Here is a 21,539-nt window from a genome sequence, read left to right as displayed (position 1 = left end):
ATTTAAGTTTTAGTACAATAGATAGAGAAATAGCGGAAAGGAGAATGAATATGGTCACAGAAAGGACAAGAGCCCCTCGTTTTGCCCGGGTTATTGTTGATGTTCCCACCATGCAGACTGACCATCCCTATGATTATTACATTCCCGACCGCTATCAGGACTTGATTCAGGTGGGGATGCGCGTCCAAGTTCCTTTTGGTGTTCGCCAGGTACTGGCCTACGTGGTGGAATTAACCGCGACCAGTGAATTTGAAGGTGAACTTAAGGAGATCACTAGCCTGCTTGATGACCAAGCGGTTTTAACTCCGGAAATGTTGAATCTGGGTCGAGATATAGCCGAGCATTTGTTTTCTTATGTGGTGACTTGTTACCAAACCATGCTTCCCCGCTTACTGAAGGTAGACTACCATAAGTACTTCGTCCCTAGTGAGACATTGACTTACCAACACCGGCAAAGCTACTTTAGAGACCAGGAAGAAGTGGCTTGGGAGACGGCTGAGGAAGCCGACCAGTTAAAAGACTTGCTAGCTTTAAAAGAGGCAGGCGAGGTCAGCGTTGACTACCGGGTTGCCGACCGCAAACATTATAAAACTGAAAAATGGATCCAGCCCTTGATGGATGCAGACCAATTAGAACAGGAGCGCGACCAACTTAGAAAAACCGCTAAAAAGCAGATCCTACTCTGTGAAGTGCTCATGGAACTTGAAGGCCGGCGGGTGAGCGTCAAATGGTTGCGGGAGAATTATGACCTCTCCTTACAGACTATCCGCCGTGGCCAAGACTTCGGCTGGTTAAAGTTGTTTGAGGTTGAAGTTGACCGTGATCCTTATGCTGACCGCTATCAAGAAAGAACCCAAGATAAACCCTTAACTGACGATCAGAATCGGGTTTACCAAGAAGTCAAACAGGCGATTAGTGACCAAGTTAATGACACCTATCTCTTGCAAGGGGTGACGGGTAGTGGGAAGACGGAAGTTTATCTGCAATTAATCCGCCAAGCCCTCGACCAAGGGCAAAATGCCATTCTATTGGTACCAGAAATTGCCTTGACCCCACAAATGGTGGCCCAACTTAAGGGACGCTTTGGAGACTTGGTCGCTGTCCTTCACAGCCAATTAAGTGTGGGGGAACATTTTGATGAATGGCGGAAGATGCGTCGGGGGGATGCCCAGGTAGTCGTGGGAGCTCGGTCATCGATTTTTGCCCCGATTGATAATATTGGCATCATCATTATTGATGAGGAACATGAGACCACTTATAAACAAGAGGAAGCTCCGCGCTACCATGCCCGGGATGTGGCTAAGTGGCGCGCACGTTATCATTCCTGTCCCTTACTCTTAGGGTCAGCCACCCCCGCCTTAGAAAGCCGGGCTCGGGCCCAAAATGGGGTCTACCACTTGCTTAGTCTCCCTGGACGGATTAACGGTAAGTCTTTACCGGCAGTTGACTTGATCGATATGCGGGAAGAGTTTAAGCATAAAAATTACTATCAATTCTCCCGCTCACTCAAAGAAGCCATCGATCAAACCTTAAGCCAGGGCCAACAAGTGGCCCTCATGCTTAACCGACGGGGCTATGCTAATTATGTCATGTGCCGGGATTGTGGGTATGTTTTTCAATGTCAAAATTGTGATGTTTCCCTAACCTATCATTATAGTGATCGCAGTTTGCAGTGCCATTATTGTGGCTATAACCGGCCCTATCCCCAAGTCTGCCCCCTCTGCCAAGGCCAACACTTACGTCCCTTTGGTAGTGGGACGGAAAAGGTTGAAGAAGAGATCTACCAACTCTTTCCTGGTAAGAACTTAGTCAGAATGGACAATGATACCACCCGTAAAAAGGGCGCCCATGAGCGTTTGTTAGCCAAAGTGGCAAGTGGCGAGGCAGATATCTTGCTGGGAACACAAATGATTGCTAAGGGGCTAGATTTCCCTAATATTACCCTAGTGGGAGTGATCAATGCGGATACCTCCCTATACTTGCCTGATTTTCGAGCCTCAGAGCGAACCTTTCAGCTCTTAACCCAGGTGAGTGGTCGGGCCGGCCGGGGTGACTTGGAAGGGCAGGTCATGATTCAAACCTTTAACCCAGACCATTATGCCTTACAACTTGCTAAACACCACGACTATGACCGCTTCTACCAAAAGGAAATGACCTACCGTAAACTCAACCATTATTCCCCTTATTTCTATACCATCAGATTATCTATCTCACACTTTAATGAAAAAAATGCCCTTAAAGCGGCCTTAACCTTGGCCACTTTACTGCGTGAACGCAGCCAGGGCAGTAAGGACTATGTCATTGGTCCCAGTCAAAATGCCATTTCTCGGATTAAAAACCGTTATTATTATCAAATTTTGTACCAGTACCGCAATCAAGCACACATTCAGCCCTTATTCCAAGAAATCCGTGACTTGGCTCAAGACTGGAGTAAAAAGAAACTCTATGTCTCTATTGATGTCGAGCCTTTATCTTTCTTGTAGGAAAACAGGGGACAGGAATTGCACTGAGGAGGAAGTTATTCATTATGAAAAAAATTGTATTTATGGGGACACCAGAATTTTCGGTGAAGAGTCTACAGGCCTTAATTGACCACCCTGACTATGAAGTTACTGCCGTGGTTACCCAGCCTGACCGACCCGTGGGACGGAAACACCGCCTCCAAGCCTCAGCGGTTAAAGAAGCCGCCCAAGCGGCTGATATTCCCGTTTACCAACCTGAAAAAATCAGTCAAGATCAAGACCTCGACCAGCTGCTCAGCCAGGGGGATATCGATTTAATCGTGACTGCTGCTTACGGGCAATTTTTACCTGAGCGTTTATTGAACTATCCCAAATACGGGGCCATTAATGTCCACGCCAGCCTCTTACCCAAGTACCGGGGCGGGGCACCCGTCCACTACGCCATCTGGAAGGGAGAAAAGGAGACCGGGATAAGTATTATTCGTATGGTCAAGAAAATGGACGCTGGAGCAATCCTAAAGCAAGCCGCTATCCCTATTGATGACCAAGTTACTGTCGCTGAAATGTTTGACCGCTTGAGTGAACTGGGCAGTCAAGTATTGCTAGAAACCTTACCCGCTCTCTTTGACGGAACAGTGACTGAGACTCCTCAAAATGAAGCGGAAGCAACTTTTTCACCTAATATCACCCGGGAAGAGGAGCGGATCAACTGGGACAATACTGCCCAAGAAATCCATAACCAAGTTCGAGCCTTTAATAGCTGGCCAGTGGCCCACACTTTCTTTGATGACAAGCGCTGGAAGATCTGGGCAAGTGAAGTGCTTGAAGACGATGAAACTGACCAAGTCCCAGGAACGGTGATCGCTATTGACAAGAAACCAGCCCGTTTCCTAGTGGCTTGCGGAGAGGGAACGGTCTTAGCTATTACTGAAATCCAACCAGCAGGGAAGAAGGCCATGGATATTACGAGTTTTATTAATGGAGGAGCGGGTCAAATTGAAGTCGGCGACACATTCCAATAAGCCCTCAGGCCTCAAAGCTAGCGCCCGCTACCAGGCTATGGAAACCCTAAACCTAGTCTATAAGGGCGAGGCATTTGTTAACCAAGAAGTCAACCAGGTGCTCAGCCACAGTCGGGTAGGAGACTCGGACCGTGATCTCTATACCCGCCTAGTTTACGGGAGTCTGCAATTTCATTGGACCCTCCAAGAACTCTTAAAACAGGTATTGAAACGCTATAAGCGGACCAAGAAGTGGCTGCTAGCCCTACTCGAATTATCAGCCTACCAGCATTATTATCTCGCTGCTATTCCTGACCACGCCATTGTCGACGAGGCCGTACGTATCGCTAAGAAGCGCGGTAACCAGACCATGGGACGTTTTACCAATGGGACCCTGCGTAACCTCTTCCGAACCTATCCGACCATCGAGGACTTTATTAGCCAGCAGGCAGGCGACCAGGCCTATGTTCTTTCCTTAGAGACTAGCTTGCCCTTAGATTGGGTGAAATATTTTACTCAACGCTTTGGTTTTGAAACTACCCAGCAAATTGCCCAAGCCATGGTAGAACCAGCCCAGGTTAATGTGCGGATTAGTCGCAACTATTGGCAGGACCAGGATAAAATTAGCCAAGCCTTAGCCGATCAAGGTTTTCCTAACCAAAGCAGTCAGATAGCTCCTCACCAGCTAAAAGTTAAAACCGGTAATCCGGCCCATTCCGAACTCTTTGAGAAGGGAGTTATTACTATTCAAGATGAGGCTGCTAGCCTGGCTGTTGATATCTTGAACCCCAAAGCTGGCGACCGGGTCCTAGATGCCTGTGCGGCACCTGGGGGCAAGACGGTTCAATTAGCTGAATATGTAGGTAAAACGGGCCAGGTCTTAGCTTTTGATATTGCTGAGAATAAATTACCCTTAATTGCTGATAATGTTAAACGCATGCATGTCGATAGTCGGGTAAGTATCCAACAAGGGGATGCCAGCCAACTAGGTGAAAAATTTCCAGAGGAAAGTTTTGACGGAATTTTAGTTGACGCTCCCTGTTCAGGTGTGGGCCTCTTCCGGCGCAAACCGGATACCAAGTTAAACAAGGATTTTCAAGATCTAAAGAATTTGCAAAAAATTCAATTAGAAATCTTAAATAATGTCAGTCCCCTACTAAAAAAGGCTGGCCGCTTGGTCTATAGTACCTGTACAATAACAGCAGAAGAGAATTGGCAAGTGGTCGAAGAATTTTTAGCGACCCACCCAGACTTCGCCCTCAAAGCCATTGGTCCCGAGTGGCAGGAAGTCTTACAGCCATCTTTGATCAATGACGCTTGCCTGGAAATCTTACCACATCATTTTAATAGCGATGGCTTTTTTGTCGCCTTATTAGAAAAACAAAGTTAGGAGCAATTACTATGGAAGTTAGTCAGTTGACCGATACTGGTCAAATTAGAAGCTCAAATCAAGACCAAGTAGGGGTTTTTTATAATCAAGCCGAGCAGGCCCTACTCCTGCTCTGTGATGGCATGGGCGGCCATAATGCTGGAGATGTAGCCAGTGAAATGGCCCTCTATGCAGTTGGCCATGCCTGGGAGGAGTCTCCTAAGACCGATACTGAAGCGGTTCAAACTTGGTTGGAAGATAATATTGTTTCTGCTAATGACCGGGTTTTACAAGCTTCAAAAAAATATAATGATTTGTCAGGCATGGGGACCACTATTGTGGGAATTGCAATTATTGAAGGAAAGGGGATTGTTGCCCATGTGGGCGATAGTCGGGCCTATTGCTACGATGGGGAGGCCTTGAAACCTTTGACCCGCGACCATTCCTTTGTCCAAGAACTCTTAGATATGAAGATGATTACCCCGTCTGAAGCCCAAAACCACCCGCAAAAGAATATTGTGACTCAGACCGTGGGGGTAAGCGAAGATATCAAGGTAGATATTTCGGTATTTACCCTAGAAGCGCAGACCATGCTCTTACTCTGTTCAGATGGCTTAACCGATATGCTGACTGATGACGATATCGGTCAGATTATCGCTAGCGATGAAGATGTTAATCAAGCGGCTCAGGCCTTAATCGCTGCAGCCAACCAAGCTGGGGGCCGGGATAATATTTCGGTGGTTCTCGCCAGGATTGAGGGAGGGGATGTGTCATGAAACAAGGTCAAGTGATTGGTAATCGTTATGAAATTATCCGCCACCTTGGCTCTGGAGGAATGGCAACTGTCTATTTAGCCTATGATCCGATTTTGGAACGGGAGGTCGCCATTAAATTCCTCCGCATTGGGACTTCGGATATGGATGACGCGACTCGGCGCTTCAAACGGGAGGCTATGTCGATTTCAGAAGTAAACCACCCCAATATTGTTAATATTTACGATGTCGGTGACGATGATGATGGCCACTATATCGTGATGGAATACATTGAGGGAATTGACCTTAAACAATTTATTCGCAAAAATCATCCCATCAGTAAAGAAACTTATCAAGGAATCATGATGCAAATCCTGGCTGGGGTTGAATGCGCCCATCGCAAGGGGATTATCCACCGGGACTTAAAACCGCAAAATATCATGATTAAACCGGATGGTCAGGTAAAAATCATGGACTTTGGGATTGCCTTGGTCTCTACCGAGACTTCAATTACCCAGACCAATACCATTATTGGTTCGGTTCATTACCTCTCCCCCGAACAAGCCCGGGGGTCGATGGCTAGTTACCAATCCGACATTTATAGTTTGGGGATTGTTTCCTTTGAAATGCTCACTGGCCAGGTCCCCTTCGACGGGGAATCTGCCGTTAGCATAGCCATTCAGCACTTCCAGGAATCCCTTCCGGATATTAATCAATTCCGTTCCGATATCCCCCAAGCCATGCAAAATGTTATTATGAAGGCAACGGTCAAGGAAGCTAATGAACGCTATCAGACTTGCGAACAGATGCGGCAAGATTTAGCGACCTGTCTAGATCCCAGCCGGGCCAATGAAGCACCATTTACGCCTTCATTGATGAAGAATGAAACCATTGTTATGGCTAAGGACGCGATCGAAAAACAAATTACTGACGAAAGAAAGGTCTCCACAGAAGCTCAACCAGAGCCCAAAGAGACGGCTCAAGCGACCAAGGCCATGCCGATCGGTGCCGGCTTAGCGAGTCAAAAGACAGAGGCTCAAAGTGAGCCAAAAGTAAAAGCAGCTCCGCCAAAAACATCCAGTCGGCCCAAGCGGAGATGGCCTTGGTTCATTGGGGGAGTCTTGGCTATCTTATTGCTTCTCGGCGTCTTTGTCTTTGGCCAGGGGCAAAGTCAACCGGTCCCTGATTTAACCAATATGACCGAAGACCAGGCCCGTAATAGCCTGGTCAATAATGGCTTTAGCCTGGGTGAGAGTCATCAAGAATATAGCGACCAGGTGGAAAGCGGGCGAGTGATCCGGACTGATCCGAGTAGTGGGCGGAAGGTCAAGGCTGACCAGCCCATTGACCTCTATATTAGCCAGGGTAAGGAACCCATTGAAATCCCTAACTACCAAGGACAGACCCTAGACCAGGCTAAAAAAGATGCTGAGAAGAAAGGCTTTTCTGTAAGTAGTGAAGAAGTCTATAGTGAAGAGGTTGAAAAGGGGAAAGTGATTTCCCAAAACCCAGCGCCAGGTTCTAGCGTGGTGGCTAGTGAAACCAACCTGCACTTGGTCGTGAGTCTGGGTAAGGAACCCTTAACGATGGCCAACCTGCAAGGCTTAAACCAAGCGGGTGTCCAACAATATGCCCAAAGCGTGGGCTTGAATGTCAGCTTTAATGAAGCGAATTCAGATTCTGTGGCTAAGGGCTTAGTGGTCTCCCAAAGTATCGCGCCTGGAGCCAACTTCAACCGCGGGGCGAATTTGACTGTGACCCTTTCTTTAGGGCCTGAGGAGGAGCCCACACACAGCTTCCGTCACACCATCACTATTCCTTACAAGGGCAAAAGATCTCGTGGAGATTCGGATAGCGAGTCTACTTCTCAACGGCAGGCAGCTAATGACATTGAGATTTACATTGATGATTTAAACCATTCTTACAATGAAGTGGCCGATCACTTTACCATCACTGACGATAAGTCTTATACTTTGAGTTTTGAAACTGAGCCCAATAAAACCGCTCGTTTCAAGGTGGTCCGTGACGGCAAGACGATTTTAGAGAATCGAGTGAAACCAGGCGATGACTAATAGACCAGCAGAAAAACAGGGCCAGATCGTTAAGGTCTTGAGTGGCTTTTACTATATTGAAGACCAAGATAGTCGGGAGATCTATCAAACCCGGGCGCGCGGTCTCTTTCGTAAGGAACAGCTGACCCCCTTAGTGGGTGACTATGTCAGCTTTCAAGCAGATAATCTCCATGAAGGGGTCTTAACTGCCGTGAAGGAGCGCAAAAATGAGCTTGACCGGCCGCCCGTGGCCAATATTGACTTAGCCTTTGTGGTTGCTTCCGTGACCCAACCACAAATCCCTAGCAAGTTGATTGACCGCATGTTGGTCTATAGTGAAAGCCAAAGGATCCAACCAGCGCTTTACTTTTCCAAGTTAGACTTACTCGATGAAGCAGAACGTGAAGAATTGCAGCCGCTCTTGGCTAATTACCAGTCCCTGGGCTACCAGGTCTTAACGAATTTAGACCTATCTCAAGCAGACGAAGATTTACTGACTGAACTTTTTCATGGGAAAACCATTGCCGCTATGGGACAGTCAGGGGTTGGTAAGACCACCTTGTTAAACCATCTCCTGCCTGATCTCCATAAGGAAACGGCTGCTATTTCTAAGGGCATGGGCCGGGGCAAGCATACCACCCGCCATGTTGAATTACATGATGTCTATGGGGGTAAGCTAGTCGATACGCCTGGCTTTTCCAGTTTAAGCTTAGATAGCATTGAAAAGGAAGACCTGGGAGACTACTTCCCTGAAATGAGAGAGCGGAGTGATTTCTGTAAGTTCCGGGAATGCTCCCACACCCACGAGCCCCAATGCGCCATTAAAGCAGCCCTAGCGGCAGGCGAGATTAGTCAGAGTCGTTATGACCATTATGTGGAATTTTTGCAGGAAATTATCAATAAAAAACCCGATTACCAACAGAAAAATAGGAGGAAGAAAAAATGAAAATTGCCCCAAGTATTTTAAATGCTGATACCGGTCGTATGCGTGAAGAAGTTGCCCGGATTGAAGAGGCTGGAGCAGACTGGGTCCATGTGGATATTATGGATGGCCATTTTGTCCCCAACCTCACGTTTGGTGCGCCCATGGTGGAAGCCCTACGTCCCCACACCAAACTCTTCATTGATTGCCATATGATGGTAGATAATCCGGATGACTATATCGAATCCCTAGCCCAAGCGGGAGCAGATAGCATGACGGTGCATTTTGAAGCGGTCACCCACTTACACCGGACCATTCAAAATATTCAATCCCAAGGCATGAAGGCAGCGGTGGCGCTTAACCCAGCGACTCCAGTTTCAGCCATCACACCGATCTTGAATATGGTTGATATGGTTTTAGTCATGACGGTTAACCCGGGTTTTGGTGGCCAAGCCTTCATTCCAGATATGGTAGAAAAAATGACTGAATTGGACCAAATTCGTCAGGAAAAAGGCTACCATTATCAAATCCAAGTCGATGGAGGGATCGATAACACCACCATTCGTCAGTGCTACGACCAAGGGGTAGATGTCTTTGTTTCCGGCTCTTATGTCTACAAAGAGGATTCTAACCAAGCCATCGCTTCCTTGCGGGATGCTTGCTGCTAAAAGTGAGTGAGGAAAATGATTCAACGTATTATTGCTGTGGGAAGTTCAATTGCTCATTTGGATAATCCCATTATTGCCGGCTACAAAAACGATCCCCAAGTGGCCTGGGTAGGCATTGACCGGGGGGCGAGAGAGTTGCTCCGGGCCGGCTTACCCCTCAACCTGGCTGTGGGGGACTTTGATTCGGTGACGGCGGAGGAAAGACAAGCGATCCAAGAAGCGGCCCAAAAATCGATTGTCTTACCCAGTGAGAAGAACGATACTGATACCGAGGCTGCTCTCACGGAAATGATAAAAAATTGGCCCCAGGCCGAACATATCATTTTTTATGGCATGCTGGGTGGTCGTCTCGACCATACCCTTAATAACTTATGGATGGCCTACCAAGACCGTTTTCAACCGGTCATCTCTCGTTTAGAATTTGTTTCCGATACTAACACGGTTCGCTTTTTGGAGCCTGGTGACCATACCATTTATCCCTATGAAGGCATGACCTATCTTTCCTTGATTTCTATGGGGCCCGTGAGCGGGCTGACCTTAAAAGACGTCAAATACCGCTTAGAGGACTTTGCCTCTGATAACCCGCGGTCCTTTATTTCTAACGAGTTTCTCCCTGATGGACGGCCCATGTCCTTAAGCTTTACTTCTGGGCTCTTGATGGTCTTACAAACCCGGGATGCTCACTAGTTATTTGCTAAGTATTTTCTAAAAGAACTTGCAAGCCAGTAACCCCTATGATAAAATATTCTAGTATGTTCAAAAAACTGTAAGAAGGGAGTTATTCAACATGGCAAAACAATGTTATTTCACAGGTCGTAAAGCAAAATCTGGAAACAACCGTTCACACGCTTTAAACAGCTCAAAACGTACCTTTAAACCAAACTTGCAAAAAGTTCGTGTGTTAGTTGATGGAAAACCTAAACGTGTTTGGGTTTCAGCTCGTGCCCTTAAATCAGGAAAAGTTCAACGTGTTTAGTCAACAAACTAACGATAGAAAATCACATTAGCCATAGAGTGTTAATCATTCTACCGCTAATGTGTTTTTTTATTATTAGCTTTTAATTTAGGCCAGAGAGTGCAATATCCGCCAAAAATTGGTACAATGGGAAAAGGATTATGATATAAGAATCTTCAAGCGTATTCATCAAAAAATGACTCTTATTAACAAGGAGGAAAAACAATGCCTGTAAAAATGGATTCTGAATATGGCGAAATTGAAATTACTAATGACGTGATTGCTAAGGTTGTAGGAATGGCTACCACACAAAATTATGGTGTGGTTGGCATGGCCAGCAAGAACCAAATCCGTGATGGCATTTCTGAAATCTTAAAAATTGAAAATTATACCAAGGGAGTCGTTGTTCGTAGCGAGGCTGATCTGGTGATCGTTGATGTTTATATTATGGTAAACTATGGCACCAAGATCTCAGAAATTTGTCGTAACGTACAACGCTCTGTAAAATATGATTTAGGACGGCAACTAGGCATCACTGCAAATGTAGTGAACGTCTTTGTCCAAGGCATATATACAGAGGATCAATAAGCGAAGGGAGGAAGACGCTGCATGAGTCAGTTAGTCATTGATGCATCAGATTTAAGAAACATGGTTGCCGTAGGTTGCGACAAGTTAAAGCAAGGAGCAGATTATGTCGATTCCTTAAATGTCTTTCCGGTACCTGATGGGGATACAGGGACAAATATGAACCTATCCTTTTCAGCGGGGTTAGACGGAGTCGAGAAGAACGATGGGCAAAGTGTCGAAGAAGTTGCCGATGCCCTAGCTAAGGGTTTGCTAATGGGAGCACGGGGGAATTCCGGCGTAATCCTATCCCAAATCTTTAGAGGTTTTGCTAAGGGCTGTAAGGGTCTCGAAAAGTTAGATGCCAAGGCCCTAGCCAATAGCTTTGACCAGGCGGTTAAGTCAGCCTATAAGGCAGTCATGAAGCCAGTGGAAGGGACGATCTTGACCGTGGTCCGTGAGGGAGCAGAAGCCGGTCTAGTCCAAGCTGAAAAGAGTGATGACGTCATTGAGGTTATGCGCGCTGTTTCTGAAGGCGCTAACTTGGCTTTAGAGAATACCCCTAACCTGCTTCCTGTATTAAAAGAAGTAGGCGTGGTTGATTCTGGCGGGCAAGGGCTGTGCTTAATCTATGCTGGCTTTTTAGAAGCCTTGACGGGTGAAGCGGTTGCTAGTTTCCATACCAATGTTGAAAATACCGACCTCACTGAATTAGCCCATGAAGAAAATTACTATAATACATCCCATTCCGTGTCTTCAGAAGATATCAAATTCGGCTTCTGTACCGAAATTATGGTAGCCTTAGGGCAAGGGTCAGAAGACTATGAAGACTTTGACTACGAGACTTTCCGGAATTACCTGAGTGAACGCGGGGATTCCTTATTAGTGGTTAATGATGATGAAGTGGTCAAGGTCCATGTCCACACTGAACGTCCTGGTGATGTCCTCAATTATGGGCAAAAATTTGGGACCTTAATCAAGGTGAAAGTGGATAATATGCGCCAGCAACATGAGGATATCTTGACCAATAAGGCCAAGGCAGTCCCTAAGGAAAAGCAAGCCTACAGTATTATTGCTGTTTGTGCCGGTGAAGGCGTGAGCGAACTCTTTAAAGAGGCGGGGGCCAGTTACATCATTTCCGGTGGTCAAACCATGAATCCGTCGACGGAAGACTTTGTTAAGGCCATTGAAGCAGTTAACGCTGAAAATATCATCCTCTTACCTAACAATAAGAATATCTTTATGGCAGCTAAACAAGCGGCTGATGTCAGCGAGGTGCCTACCGTGGTCTTGGAAACCGAGTCGATTACCCAAGGGCTAGCAGCCTTACTCGGCTTTAACCTCAATGATGACTTAGCAAGTAATGAAAGCTCCATGAAAGAAGCCTTCCATGAAGTCAAGAGTGGGCAAGTGACCCATGCGATTCGGGACACCTCGATCTCTGGTTTAACCATCCACAAGGGTGACTATATGGGACTGGTTGAAGGCGATATACAAGTCTGTGATACTGATAAGAGTCAGGCTGCCCGTAAAACGGTCCAGGCCTTAACCGATGAAGAAAGTGAATTAGTGACTTTAATCTATGGTGAAGACATCAGTGAAGAAGAGGCCAGTCAGTTAGCAGATCTTATCACTGAAGATAATGATCAATTAGAAGTTGAAGTCTATAAAGGGGACCAGCCTGTCTATAGTTATTTAATTTCTGTTGAATAGTTAAGAAACAGGCTGTCTTGCAGTCTGTTTTCTATATTTAGAAGGGTGAAAGAGAATGAGTCATATGAAAATAGGTATTTTGGATTTTATCCCTCGCGATCGTGAAATGACTGCGATCGAATCCTTTAAAAGCGCCATGAATTTATTACAATTGGCAGATGAAAAGGGACTGACTCGTTACTGGTTTGCTGAACACCACAGCACTCCGGCACTCTTAGGGTCAAGCCCCCAAGTCACATTAGGCTATGCAGCGGCGATTACCAAGCATATCCGCCTGGGTACAGGTGGGGTGATGCTGGATAATTTAAGTGCCTATCAATTGGCTGAGAACTTTAAAGTTTTGGAATGCTTAGCCCCCCACCGGATTGAAGCCGGGGTAGGTTATAGCAATCCTAAGGAACAGGCTGACCAAAAGGAAATGGGGGGCTTTGACTTTAAGAATCCCAAACCCTATAAGGATGAATTAGTCGCCCTTTATGACTATATGCATGATCAACGGTCAGTCCACCAAGAGGGGAAAGCCCGGGCCATGCCAGTCTTATTTGACCATGAGATTCCTTATTATGTCATGGTAACCAGCACTCGCCATGTTCGTTATATTGCTGAACAAGGCTGGGGCATGCTTTTTGGTCTCTTCCTCAATCCTTCCTATGAAGAATGTAAAGAAGCTATCCGCATTTATCGCAAGTATTTTAAACCCAATGGGATTAATAATAGCCCCCATGTCATGGTGTCGCTCTATGTCATTTCAGCCTATGATGAGAATGTCTTGGAAGGTCTAGAGAAGGCTATTGATGCTTGGATACTGACCTTTAGGAGTAACAAGCGGGCCTTGTACCAACTCTTGAGTGTGGAGGAAGCGGAATTCTATCCTTTTTCCGATGAGGAGAAGGAAACCATTGACCATTACCAAGAGGCTAAATTAATCGCTAGTCCTAAAGAAATTCAGGCTAAATTTAGCCATTTGATGAAAGAATTAGACTGCGATGAATTCCTGGTGGTTAACCAATTATCTGGTTACAATTATCGCCGCGACTTAATTAATATCTTAGCGGACATCGATCTTTAGTCGCCTATAGCGGGAAGGAGTAAGCCAATGACGAGTATCACGGATCCAGTCAGCGTCTTAACTGGAGTAGGCCCTAAAAAAGCAGCCCTGTTGAAGCGTTTGAAGATTGAAAGCATTTATGATTTACTTTGTCAATTTCCTTTTCGCTATGAAGACTTATCGGTTAAAAGTATTCAGGAATTGGCCGACAATCAAAAAGCGACCTTAAAGGGCCGTGTGGTTACTGAACCAGTGGTGAATTATTTTCGGGGACGCAAGGGCAACCGCCTGTATTTTCGTTTGCAGGTGGACCATGAAATTATCAATGTTAATTTCTTCAACCAAGCCTACCTCAAAAAGCAAATTCATAGCCAAGAAGAGATCCTGATTTATGGGACTTATGAAGCCAAGCGCCAGCAATTGTTGGGGATTAAACTTATCAATTTTTCCAGTGAGGATAATGAGACTGCCTCTGTCTACCATACAACTAAAGGCCTCTCACAGTCCGCTTTAAGGCAGTTAATTAAGACGGCTCTTGACCAGTATGAAGATCAGATTCCTGAGCTTATTCCCGAAGAATTGTCAAAGCGCTATCAGTTAATTCCTCATCGCCAGGCCATACGCTTGATGCATTTTCCAAATACTGAGGCTGATAGCCAGCAAGCCCGGCGCCAGATTAAGTACCAGGAACTCTTCCTCTATAGTCTCCGTATCCAGTGGCGCAAGCTCAACCAGCGCTACCAAGAAGCGGGGGTACAAATCCAATATGATAATGATCAGTTAAAAGAATTTATCCGCTCAATTCCCTTTGAATTGACCCAGGGGCAAAAAGAAGTAACCAACCAAATTTGTCGGGACCTCCTACAGCCCTATCCCATGAACCGACTTCTTCAAGGGGATGTGGGGAGCGGAAAGACTATTGTGGCCTTGATCGCTTTAGCAGCAGCTGTGTCGGCTGGCTTTCAAGGGGCCTTAATGGTGCCTACCGAAATTTTAGCTGAGCAGCATTTTAAAGAGGCCCAAAGTATCTACCAAGCCACGGGGCTGCGCTGTGCCTTGTTAACTGGGTCTACCAAGGGCAAAGAACGCAAGCAAATTCTCGCCCAGTTGGCCCAGGGAGACCTTGACCTGATGATCGGCACCCATGCCCTCTTCCAGGAGGATGTTCACTTTAAGGACCTGGGGTTAGTCATTATCGATGAACAGCACCGCTTTGGGGTCAAGCAGCGCCGGCAATTAATCGATAAGAATAGAGACCGCCACCCCAATGTCCTCTATATGACCGCTACTCCCATCCCTCGAACCCTAGAAATTACCTTGATGGGTGATATGGAAGTTTCCAAGTTAAAGGAACTCCCCGCTGGTCGCCAACCGGTTAAGACCCTCTGGCTAAGGCCCCAGGAGGCTAGCCAGGTCGACTATCTCTTAAAGCAGGAATTGGCTAAGGGGCGACAAGCTTATATTATTTGTCCCCTGGTAGGCGAGTCAGAAAAAGTCGAGGCCCAAAACGCCGAAAAAATTTATACCGATTACCAGGCCCGTTTTGGTGACCACTACCAGGTCGGCCTCCTTCATGGGCAGTTATCTAATGAAGAAAAAGAAGCTGTCATGCAGGCCTATAGTGACAATACGATCCAGCTTTTGGTAGCCACCACTGTGGTTGAGGTAGGAGTCAATGTTCCCAATGCCAGCTTAATGGTTATTTTGGATGCCGACCATTTCGGTCTAGCTCAACTCCACCAATTACGGGGTCGGGTTGGTCGGGGCCAGGCAGCCTCTTTCTGCCTCTTGTTGGCTGACCCCCATACTGAAAACGGTAAAGAACGGATGCGAATCATGACTGAGTCTAATGATGGCTTTTATTTGAGCCAGCAAGACTTAGAGTTACGGGGAGCAGGGGATTATTTTGGAACCAAGCAAAGTGGCTTACCTGAATTCCAGTTAGCCGACCCGATCGAAGATGGCGATATTCTGGAATATAGCCGCCAGGATGCCATTCAATTTGCTCCCTATCTCATGGAAAATACCCAGGACTATCCCTTACTAGGTGCCTGGTTGAATCAAGTGGAAGAAGAACGTCAAGCCTGATCTAGACTAAAGGAGTGAAGCTCATGATTAAAATTGCAGTAGATGCTATGGGTGGCGACCACGCCCCTCAAGCTATCGTGGAAGGGGCTCTGGCAGCGGTCCAGACCTATTCCGATATTCAGATCCTGCTCTATGGGGACCAAGATCAAATTCAAACCCTGCTTCCTGAGGGCGACTATCCCATTGAAATCATCCATTGTTCAGAAAAAATTGCTGGTGATGATGAACCGGTCCGGGCCATCCGCCGCAAGAAGGATGCCTCCATGGTGGTTGCCGCTAAGGCGGTAAAAAAAGGACAGGCTCATGCCTTGGTTTCAGCCGGTAATACTGGGGCCCTCTTAGCAGCAGGGACCTTGTTAGTCGGGCGAATTAAAGGAATTGATCGTCCGGCCTTATTGGGAACCCTACCTAATTTAAGAGAATCAGGGGAATCCTTTGTCTTGGTGGATATGGGCGCTAATGCCGATGCCAAGGCCAAGCAACTCTGGGAGAATGCCTTGATGGGGAACCAATATGCTAAGGACGTCTTAGGTAAGCGTCAGCCACGTGTGGGTCTTTTGAATAATGGTTCTGAGGATACTAAGGGTAACAAAGTCACTAAAGAAGCCTTTGAATTACTGAGCCAGGAAGAACAGATCCACTTCATCGGTAATGTGGAATCCCGCGACATCTTAGCTGGGGTCTGCGATGTGGTGGTTAGTGATGGCTTTACCGGTAATGCCGTTTTAAAGGCCATTGAGGGGACGGCTAAAGAGATTCTTACATTAGTCAGTCACAGCCTCAAATCAGGGAACCTCCAAACAAAACTAGGGGCCTTACTGATAAAAAATTCATTAAAGGAAACCCTAGGGCAATTTGATATTGAAAGTGTTGGTGGAGCGACCCTGTTTGGAGTTAAAGCCCCAGTGATTAAGTGTCACGGAAATGCCAGTGCTAAGACTGTTGCTGCAACCATCGGCCAGGCCCGGCAAATTGTGAAGTCAGGCACCTATGACAGTTTGGCCCAACAAATCGCTAATAAGGAAGGTCAAGCAGAGGACTAGGCCTTTAAAAAGGAATGGTTTTGGGAAGGAAGACCAACTATGGAAGAGAGAAAAATTTTTGATATCATTCGAGAAATGATCAGTGAACGATTTGGTTTGGAAGATGAGAAAATTGATAAAACTACCCACTTATCTAAGGACCTTGGGGCAGATTCCTTAGATATTGTGGAGCTGGTCATGACCTTAGAAGATTATTTCAAGGTATCCATTCCCGATTCAACTGCAGACCATATTGAAACCTTAGAAGAATTAGTTGATGCTATTAGTTTAGCGAAAAAGGGTTAATTATTAAGGAGGAAAACCATGTTTAAAGCGATTAAGCAGCTTTTTAAAGAGCAATTTGATTTGGACATTCATGAAAAGCGCCATTATCAAATTGCCTTTACGCATTCATCTTATGTGAATGAAAAACGCAAAGAAAATTTACAGGACAATGAACGAATTGAATTTTTAGGGGATGCGGTTTTAGAGTTAACAGTCTCTAATTTCCTCTACCATTACTTTCCCCAATTACCAGAAGGCGACTTATCCCGGATTCGGGCCTTAATTGTCTGTGAGGAAAGTCTGAGTAAACGCTGTAAGGAGTGTGGCTTTGACCAATATGTCCGTCTAGGGCACGGTGAAGAGGCCAATGGTGGTCGCGAACGTTCTTCCTTACTTTGTGATTTATTTGAAGCCGTCGTGGGAGCCTTATATCTTGATCTTGGGTTAGATGCTATTGAGAAGTTTCTAGAGCAAACCATTTATCCTAAGATCGAGAGCGGTGAATTTAAGGACCACCGAGACAATAAAACCGCCCTCCAAGAAGAACTACAAAAAGATGGTCAGATTAACCTGTCTTATCGTTTGTTGAAGGAATCTGGCCCCTCCCATAATAAACGCTTTGAAGTGGCGGTCTGTTTGGATGGTGAAATCATCGGTCAAGGCCAGGGGACTTCTAAGAAGCATGCTGAACAGGCGGCAGCCAAACAGGCCCTCGAGGATATACAAAAAGAGAAATAAAGGACGGCAAGTGTGTGTATTTAAAAACAATTGAAATGGTCGGTTTTAAGAGCTTTGCAGAGAAAACCCGGGTCGAACTCGACCGGGGTTTTACAGCCATAGTTGGACCAAACGGTAGTGGTAAATCGAATATCACTGAAGCAGTGAAATGGGTGCTCGGTGAACAATCCGCCAAATCACTGCGGGGGAAAAGAATGGATGACGTGATTTTCTCAGGTTCACAAAGTCGGCGGCAATCCCAATACGCCCAGGTGGTTTTAACCTTTGACAACAGTGACCGGGTCCTTGATATGGATAGTGATGAGGTCTCGGTCTTGAGACGCTATACCCGTTCGGGCGACAGTATCTATAAAATTAATGGCCAAAATTGTCGCTTAAAGGATATTACCCAGTTAATGATGGATACAGGAGTGGGAAAGGAATCCTTCTCCATTATTTCCCAAGGAAAGGTAGAAGAGATCTTTACTCAGCGAGCTGAAGAGCGACGGGCTATCTTTGAAGAAGCCGCTGGGGTAATGAAATATAAGAGTAAGAAACAAGAAGCTGAACGCAAGCTCGACCGGTCTCAGGAAAATTTAAACCGGATCGAAGATATTCTGTCAGAAATTGAAGGTCGCTTAGAGCCCCTCAAGGAACAAAAAGAAGCGGCTGTTTCCTACCGGGACAAGAAGCAAGAGCTTAGTCAGATTGAAATTGCCCTGACTGCCGTTCAAATTGAAACCCTTAATGAACAATGGCAACTGGCTAAGAAAGATTTGGAAAGCATTCAGGCCAGCAATGAAGGGAAAAAACGTCAACTTGACCAGGAAGAAACAGCTCTGGCCCAAGCCAAGACCGCTGAAGAACAGTCTGATGAGCGTGTTAACGAGCTCAATGACAACTACGTGGTCAAACTCCAGGCTGGGGAGAAACTACGTAGCCAACTGCAAATGATGGAGCAGGAGCAGCGTTTTATCCAGTCTAACCGTCAAAACCAAGAAAAAGAACAGGCCAATTTACAAGTAAAAATTGAAAAACTGAAAGCAAACTTAAAAAGTAACCAGGCTCAGCTAGATAAGTACCAAGAAACTTATCAAAGCCAAGCCGACTCCTATCAATCCCTCAAGGAGCAATTAGCGGCTTTAAGTGACTACAGCGAAGAAGATTTGGAAGACTTGCGTAACCAATATATCGCTTATTTACAGGAAGAAAGCCATTTATCTAATCAAATCCAACAAACTGAGAAGGATATCCAACAAGGGCAAAAGAACCAAGAAAAATATGCGGAGAGGATCCGGAACAGTCAAAAAGAACAGGCTAAGCTGGAAGACCAGCAGGAAGAATTGAACCAAGAAATTAGTCAAAAAGAGCAAACTTTAAAAGACTTGCTCCAAGAATATCAAGACCAAGCCCAGTCATTAAGACGGTCCCAAGACCAAGTCCAAAAAGCGACCAATGACAACCAGGCCCTCTATCAAAAGCTTTTGAGAAAGCAAGCCCAGTTAGATTCCTTAAAGAATTTAGAGGATAACCACGAAGGCTTCTACTACGGGGTCAAAAATGCCCTGAAATTAAAGAGCAAAAAAAGAGGGATTTTTGGGGCCATTGCGGAATTGATCGATGTGCCTGAGGATTATACCCTGTCGGTAGAAACGGCCTTAGGGGGTAGCATGCAAAATATCGTCACCCAGGATGGCCAAGTGGCCCAGGAAGTGATTACCTACTTGAAGGCTAAGAAGGCCGGACGGGCGACCTTCCTACCCCTGGATACCATGAAAAGTCGGCGGATCAATGACCAGCAAGTCAGCCGGGTCCAAGCTGATCCCGCTTATATCGGCTTGTTGGTTGACTTGGTAGACTTTGACGATCAATTTCAAACCGTCATGGAAAATGTGATGGGAAATATCATTCTGGCTGAGGACTTAACCGGGGCTCGCCGCCTATCCCAGGCCCTCCATGCTCGTTACCGGATCGTCACTTTGACCGGAGACCTAGTTAATGCGGGAGGATCCTTAACCGGGGGCGCTAATAAGCGGAACCAGACCTCCCTCCTTAGTCGTAAAAATGACATCCAAAGCTTAAGCCAAGATATTGAATCCATGGAAGCCTCTTACCAAGAAGCGGCTAGCCGGATAGCGACCCAGCAGAAAGACCAAGATCAGATGTCCCAGGCCTTAGAAAGCTTGAAAGAAAAAGGTAGTGAGGCTCGCTATGACCTGCGTTCTAGCCAGGCTGAAAGGGAGCACTTGACTCAAGAGCTGGAGAAATTGGTTAAGGAAGTCCAAGGCCAAGATTATGAGAAAAATCTCAGCCAAGAGGATGTTAAGCAGAGTCAGGCAGACCTGGCCACCAGCCAGGAAAAATTGACTCACTTACAGGAAAAAATTCAAGCAGCCAAGGCCAAGATCAATGCTCGTTTACTCTCTGATGAAGAAAAAGGCCAGCAAAAAGCCCAGCTGCAAGAAGATTTTCAACAGATTGCGACTGACTTTGCGGTCACCAAGGAGCAATTAAAGCAGGCTAAGGATCAAAAAGCTAGCTTGTCCGCAGAGCTCGTTGACCAGGAACAGGCCTATCAAGAACTTACTAACTTACTAAGCCAAGCCCTGACCAATGATAGCGACCAGGAGGAGAAGAAAAAGCATTTAGAGGCCCAATTGCAAAGCTTCCAAAAGCAAAGTAAAGACATCCAGACCCAGTTAAAAACAGCCAAAGAAGAACGCCAGGAAGCTAGTCAAAAGGTTGAAGCGGCCAATCAAATGATTAGTCAACTGAACTCAGAAATTCAAAGCAACTTACAAAGTATTGCTAAGCTAGAGGCCAGTGCCAGTCGCTATGAGGTGTCGATTGATAATCACCTGGAACAATTAAGTGAATCATACGGTTTGACCTATGAACGGGCGCGGGCAGAAAGTCAGTTAACCATGTCGATTGACCAAGCCTCCAGCCGGGTTAAGCAATTAAAGCAGGCCATTGACAGCCTGGGACCAGTCAATATGCAGGCCATTGAAGAATATGATGAGGTCTATGAGCGATTTTGCTTTATCGATAAACAGCGCCAAGATGCTATCGATGCTCGTGAAAATCTCTATCAAACCATTGCTGAAATGGATAGTGAGGTCTCTACCCGCTTTAAAACCACCTTTGAAGCTATCCGCGACGCCTTTGAAAGTATTTTTCCGGCTCTCTTTGGTGGAGGCAAGGCAACCCTCAAGCTCACCGATCCCAATGACTTACTGAATACTGGGGTAGAAATCATGGCCCAACCGCCAGGAAAGAAACTCCAGCTCTTGAGCTTGTTATCGGGGGGTGAGCGGGCCCTAACCGCTATTGCCCTGCTCTTTGCCATTTTGGATGTCAAAACGGTGCCTTTCTCCATTCTCGATGAAGTTGAAGCGGCCTTAGATGATGCCAATGTGGCCCGCTATGGACGCTACTTGCAAAAATTTGCTCAAAAAACCCAATTTATTGTTATTTCCCACCGTAAGGGAACCATGGAAGCCGCTAATATTCTCTATGGGGTGACCATGCAACAAGAGGGAATCTCCCAACTAGCTTCGGTTCGCTTAGAGGATGTTGATGACCAGTTGAATTAGGAGATAATGAGTATAAATCGTAATTAGGACTGGGAGATTTCTCCTCAGTCCTTTTTTAATACGAACTTTCTAATCAAAACCAACTAAAAACTGGTAACGCTCAGCCTAGTTGAGTTCGAAAAGGGGAGGGGATGTCCTTTCAGAAGTCTTCATAAATCCTCTTTGAGTATTTACTACACACTTCTTCCAATTGCTATAGCTGTTCGAAGCAAAGCGAGTTACAGATATAGTATGCGTAGCTCTCTCCCCTCTTTTTGCGCTTGTCACACTCTAGTTGAGTTCGGAAGGGTGAGGGGATGTCCTTTCAGAAAAGTTGAACGGTCAGC

17 protein-coding genes are annotated in these 21,539 nt (G+C 46.1%); all 17 read left to right on the top strand.

Annotated elements, in window-relative coordinates; all coding sequences use genetic code 11:
• Positions 1–50: 50 nt before the first annotated feature.
• A complete protein-coding gene (priA, locus tag JFU01_RS02710) occupies positions 51–2,483 on the top strand; it encodes a primosomal protein N' (protein ID WP_195856569.1) in 2,433 nt (810 codons plus the stop codon).
• Between the two features lie 44 nt (positions 2,484–2,527).
• Complete coding sequence (gene fmt, locus JFU01_RS02705; protein ID WP_195856570.1) at positions 2,528–3,484, top strand: methionyl-tRNA formyltransferase; 957 nt, start codon at positions 2,528–2,530, stop codon at positions 3,482–3,484.
• Positions 3,459–4,853, top strand: a complete 1,395-nt coding sequence (gene rsmB, locus JFU01_RS02700) for a 16S rRNA (cytosine(967)-C(5))-methyltransferase RsmB (protein ID WP_195856571.1) — start codon at positions 3,459–3,461, stop codon at positions 4,851–4,853. The genes fmt and rsmB overlap by 26 nt, the downstream gene beginning before the upstream one ends.
• A gap of 11 nt (positions 4,854–4,864) precedes the next feature.
• On the top strand, positions 4,865–5,608 hold the full coding sequence (locus tag JFU01_RS02695) for a Stp1/IreP family PP2C-type Ser/Thr phosphatase (protein ID WP_195856572.1): 744 nt from the start codon (positions 4,865–4,867) through the stop codon (positions 5,606–5,608).
• Positions 5,605–7,656 carry a Stk1 family PASTA domain-containing Ser/Thr kinase gene (gene pknB / locus JFU01_RS02690; RefSeq protein WP_195856573.1) on the top strand — a complete coding sequence of 684 codons (2,052 nt, stop codon included), beginning with the start codon at positions 5,605–5,607 and terminating at the stop codon, positions 7,654–7,656. Before JFU01_RS02695 ends, pknB begins: the two co-directional genes overlap by 4 nt.
• A complete protein-coding gene (rsgA, locus tag JFU01_RS02685; protein WP_195856574.1) occupies positions 7,649–8,581 on the top strand; it encodes a ribosome small subunit-dependent GTPase A in 933 nt (310 codons plus the stop codon). The genes pknB and rsgA overlap by 8 nt, the downstream gene beginning before the upstream one ends.
• Complete coding sequence (rpe, locus tag JFU01_RS02680) at positions 8,578–9,225, top strand: ribulose-phosphate 3-epimerase (RefSeq protein WP_195856575.1); 648 nt, start codon at positions 8,578–8,580, stop codon at positions 9,223–9,225. The genes rsgA and rpe overlap by 4 nt, the downstream gene beginning before the upstream one ends.
• Before the next feature lie 15 nt (positions 9,226–9,240).
• The gene (locus JFU01_RS02675; protein ID WP_195856576.1) at positions 9,241–9,912 is read left to right on the top strand and encodes a thiamine diphosphokinase; all 672 of its coding nucleotides are present in this window, start codon (positions 9,241–9,243) and stop codon (positions 9,910–9,912) included.
• Positions 9,913–10,012: 100 nt separating this feature from the next.
• Positions 10,013–10,201, top strand: a complete 189-nt coding sequence (rpmB, locus tag JFU01_RS02670; RefSeq protein ID WP_041706165.1) for a 50S ribosomal protein L28 — start codon at positions 10,013–10,015, stop codon at positions 10,199–10,201.
• 204 nt (positions 10,202–10,405) lie between these two features.
• Complete coding sequence (locus JFU01_RS02665; protein WP_013668911.1) at positions 10,406–10,768, top strand: Asp23/Gls24 family envelope stress response protein; 363 nt, start codon at positions 10,406–10,408, stop codon at positions 10,766–10,768.
• A 21-nt stretch (positions 10,769–10,789) separates the two neighbouring features.
• Entirely contained in the window at positions 10,790–12,457 is a 1,668-nt protein-coding gene (locus JFU01_RS02660) for a DAK2 domain-containing protein (RefSeq protein ID WP_195856577.1), read from the top strand.
• A gap of 64 nt (positions 12,458–12,521) precedes the next feature.
• On the top strand, positions 12,522–13,526 hold the full coding sequence (locus JFU01_RS02655; RefSeq protein ID WP_195856578.1) for an MsnO8 family LLM class oxidoreductase: 1,005 nt from the start codon (positions 12,522–12,524) through the stop codon (positions 13,524–13,526).
• A gap of 27 nt (positions 13,527–13,553) precedes the next feature.
• The gene (gene recG, locus JFU01_RS02650; protein ID WP_195856579.1) at positions 13,554–15,593 is read left to right on the top strand and encodes an ATP-dependent DNA helicase RecG; all 2,040 of its coding nucleotides are present in this window, start codon (positions 13,554–13,556) and stop codon (positions 15,591–15,593) included.
• A 23-nt stretch (positions 15,594–15,616) separates the two neighbouring features.
• Complete coding sequence (gene plsX / locus JFU01_RS02645) at positions 15,617–16,636, top strand: phosphate acyltransferase PlsX (RefSeq protein WP_195856580.1); 1,020 nt, start codon at positions 15,617–15,619, stop codon at positions 16,634–16,636.
• Positions 16,637–16,675: 39 nt separating this feature from the next.
• Positions 16,676–16,921 (top strand): acyl carrier protein, encoded by a 246-nt coding sequence (acpP, locus tag JFU01_RS02640; protein ID WP_195856581.1) that lies wholly within the window; start codon positions 16,676–16,678, stop codon positions 16,919–16,921.
• An 18-nt stretch (positions 16,922–16,939) separates the two neighbouring features.
• Entirely contained in the window at positions 16,940–17,638 is a 699-nt protein-coding gene (gene rnc / locus JFU01_RS02635) for a ribonuclease III (RefSeq protein WP_195856582.1), read from the top strand.
• Positions 17,639–17,652: 14 nt separating this feature from the next.
• Positions 17,653–21,213: a chromosome segregation protein SMC gene (gene smc / locus JFU01_RS02630; protein WP_195856583.1), complete on the top strand. Its 3,561-nt coding sequence runs from the start codon at positions 17,653–17,655 to the stop codon at positions 21,211–21,213.
• The last annotated feature ends 326 nt before the right edge of the window (positions 21,214–21,539 follow it).

Source organism: Aerococcus sp. Group 2 (assembly GCF_905125285.1).
Classification (GTDB): Bacteria; Bacillota; Bacilli; order Lactobacillales; family Aerococcaceae; genus Aerococcus; species Aerococcus urinae_E.
The sequence above is the reverse complement of the archived record's forward strand: the minus strand, read 5'-3'. Positions and strand labels throughout refer to the sequence as shown.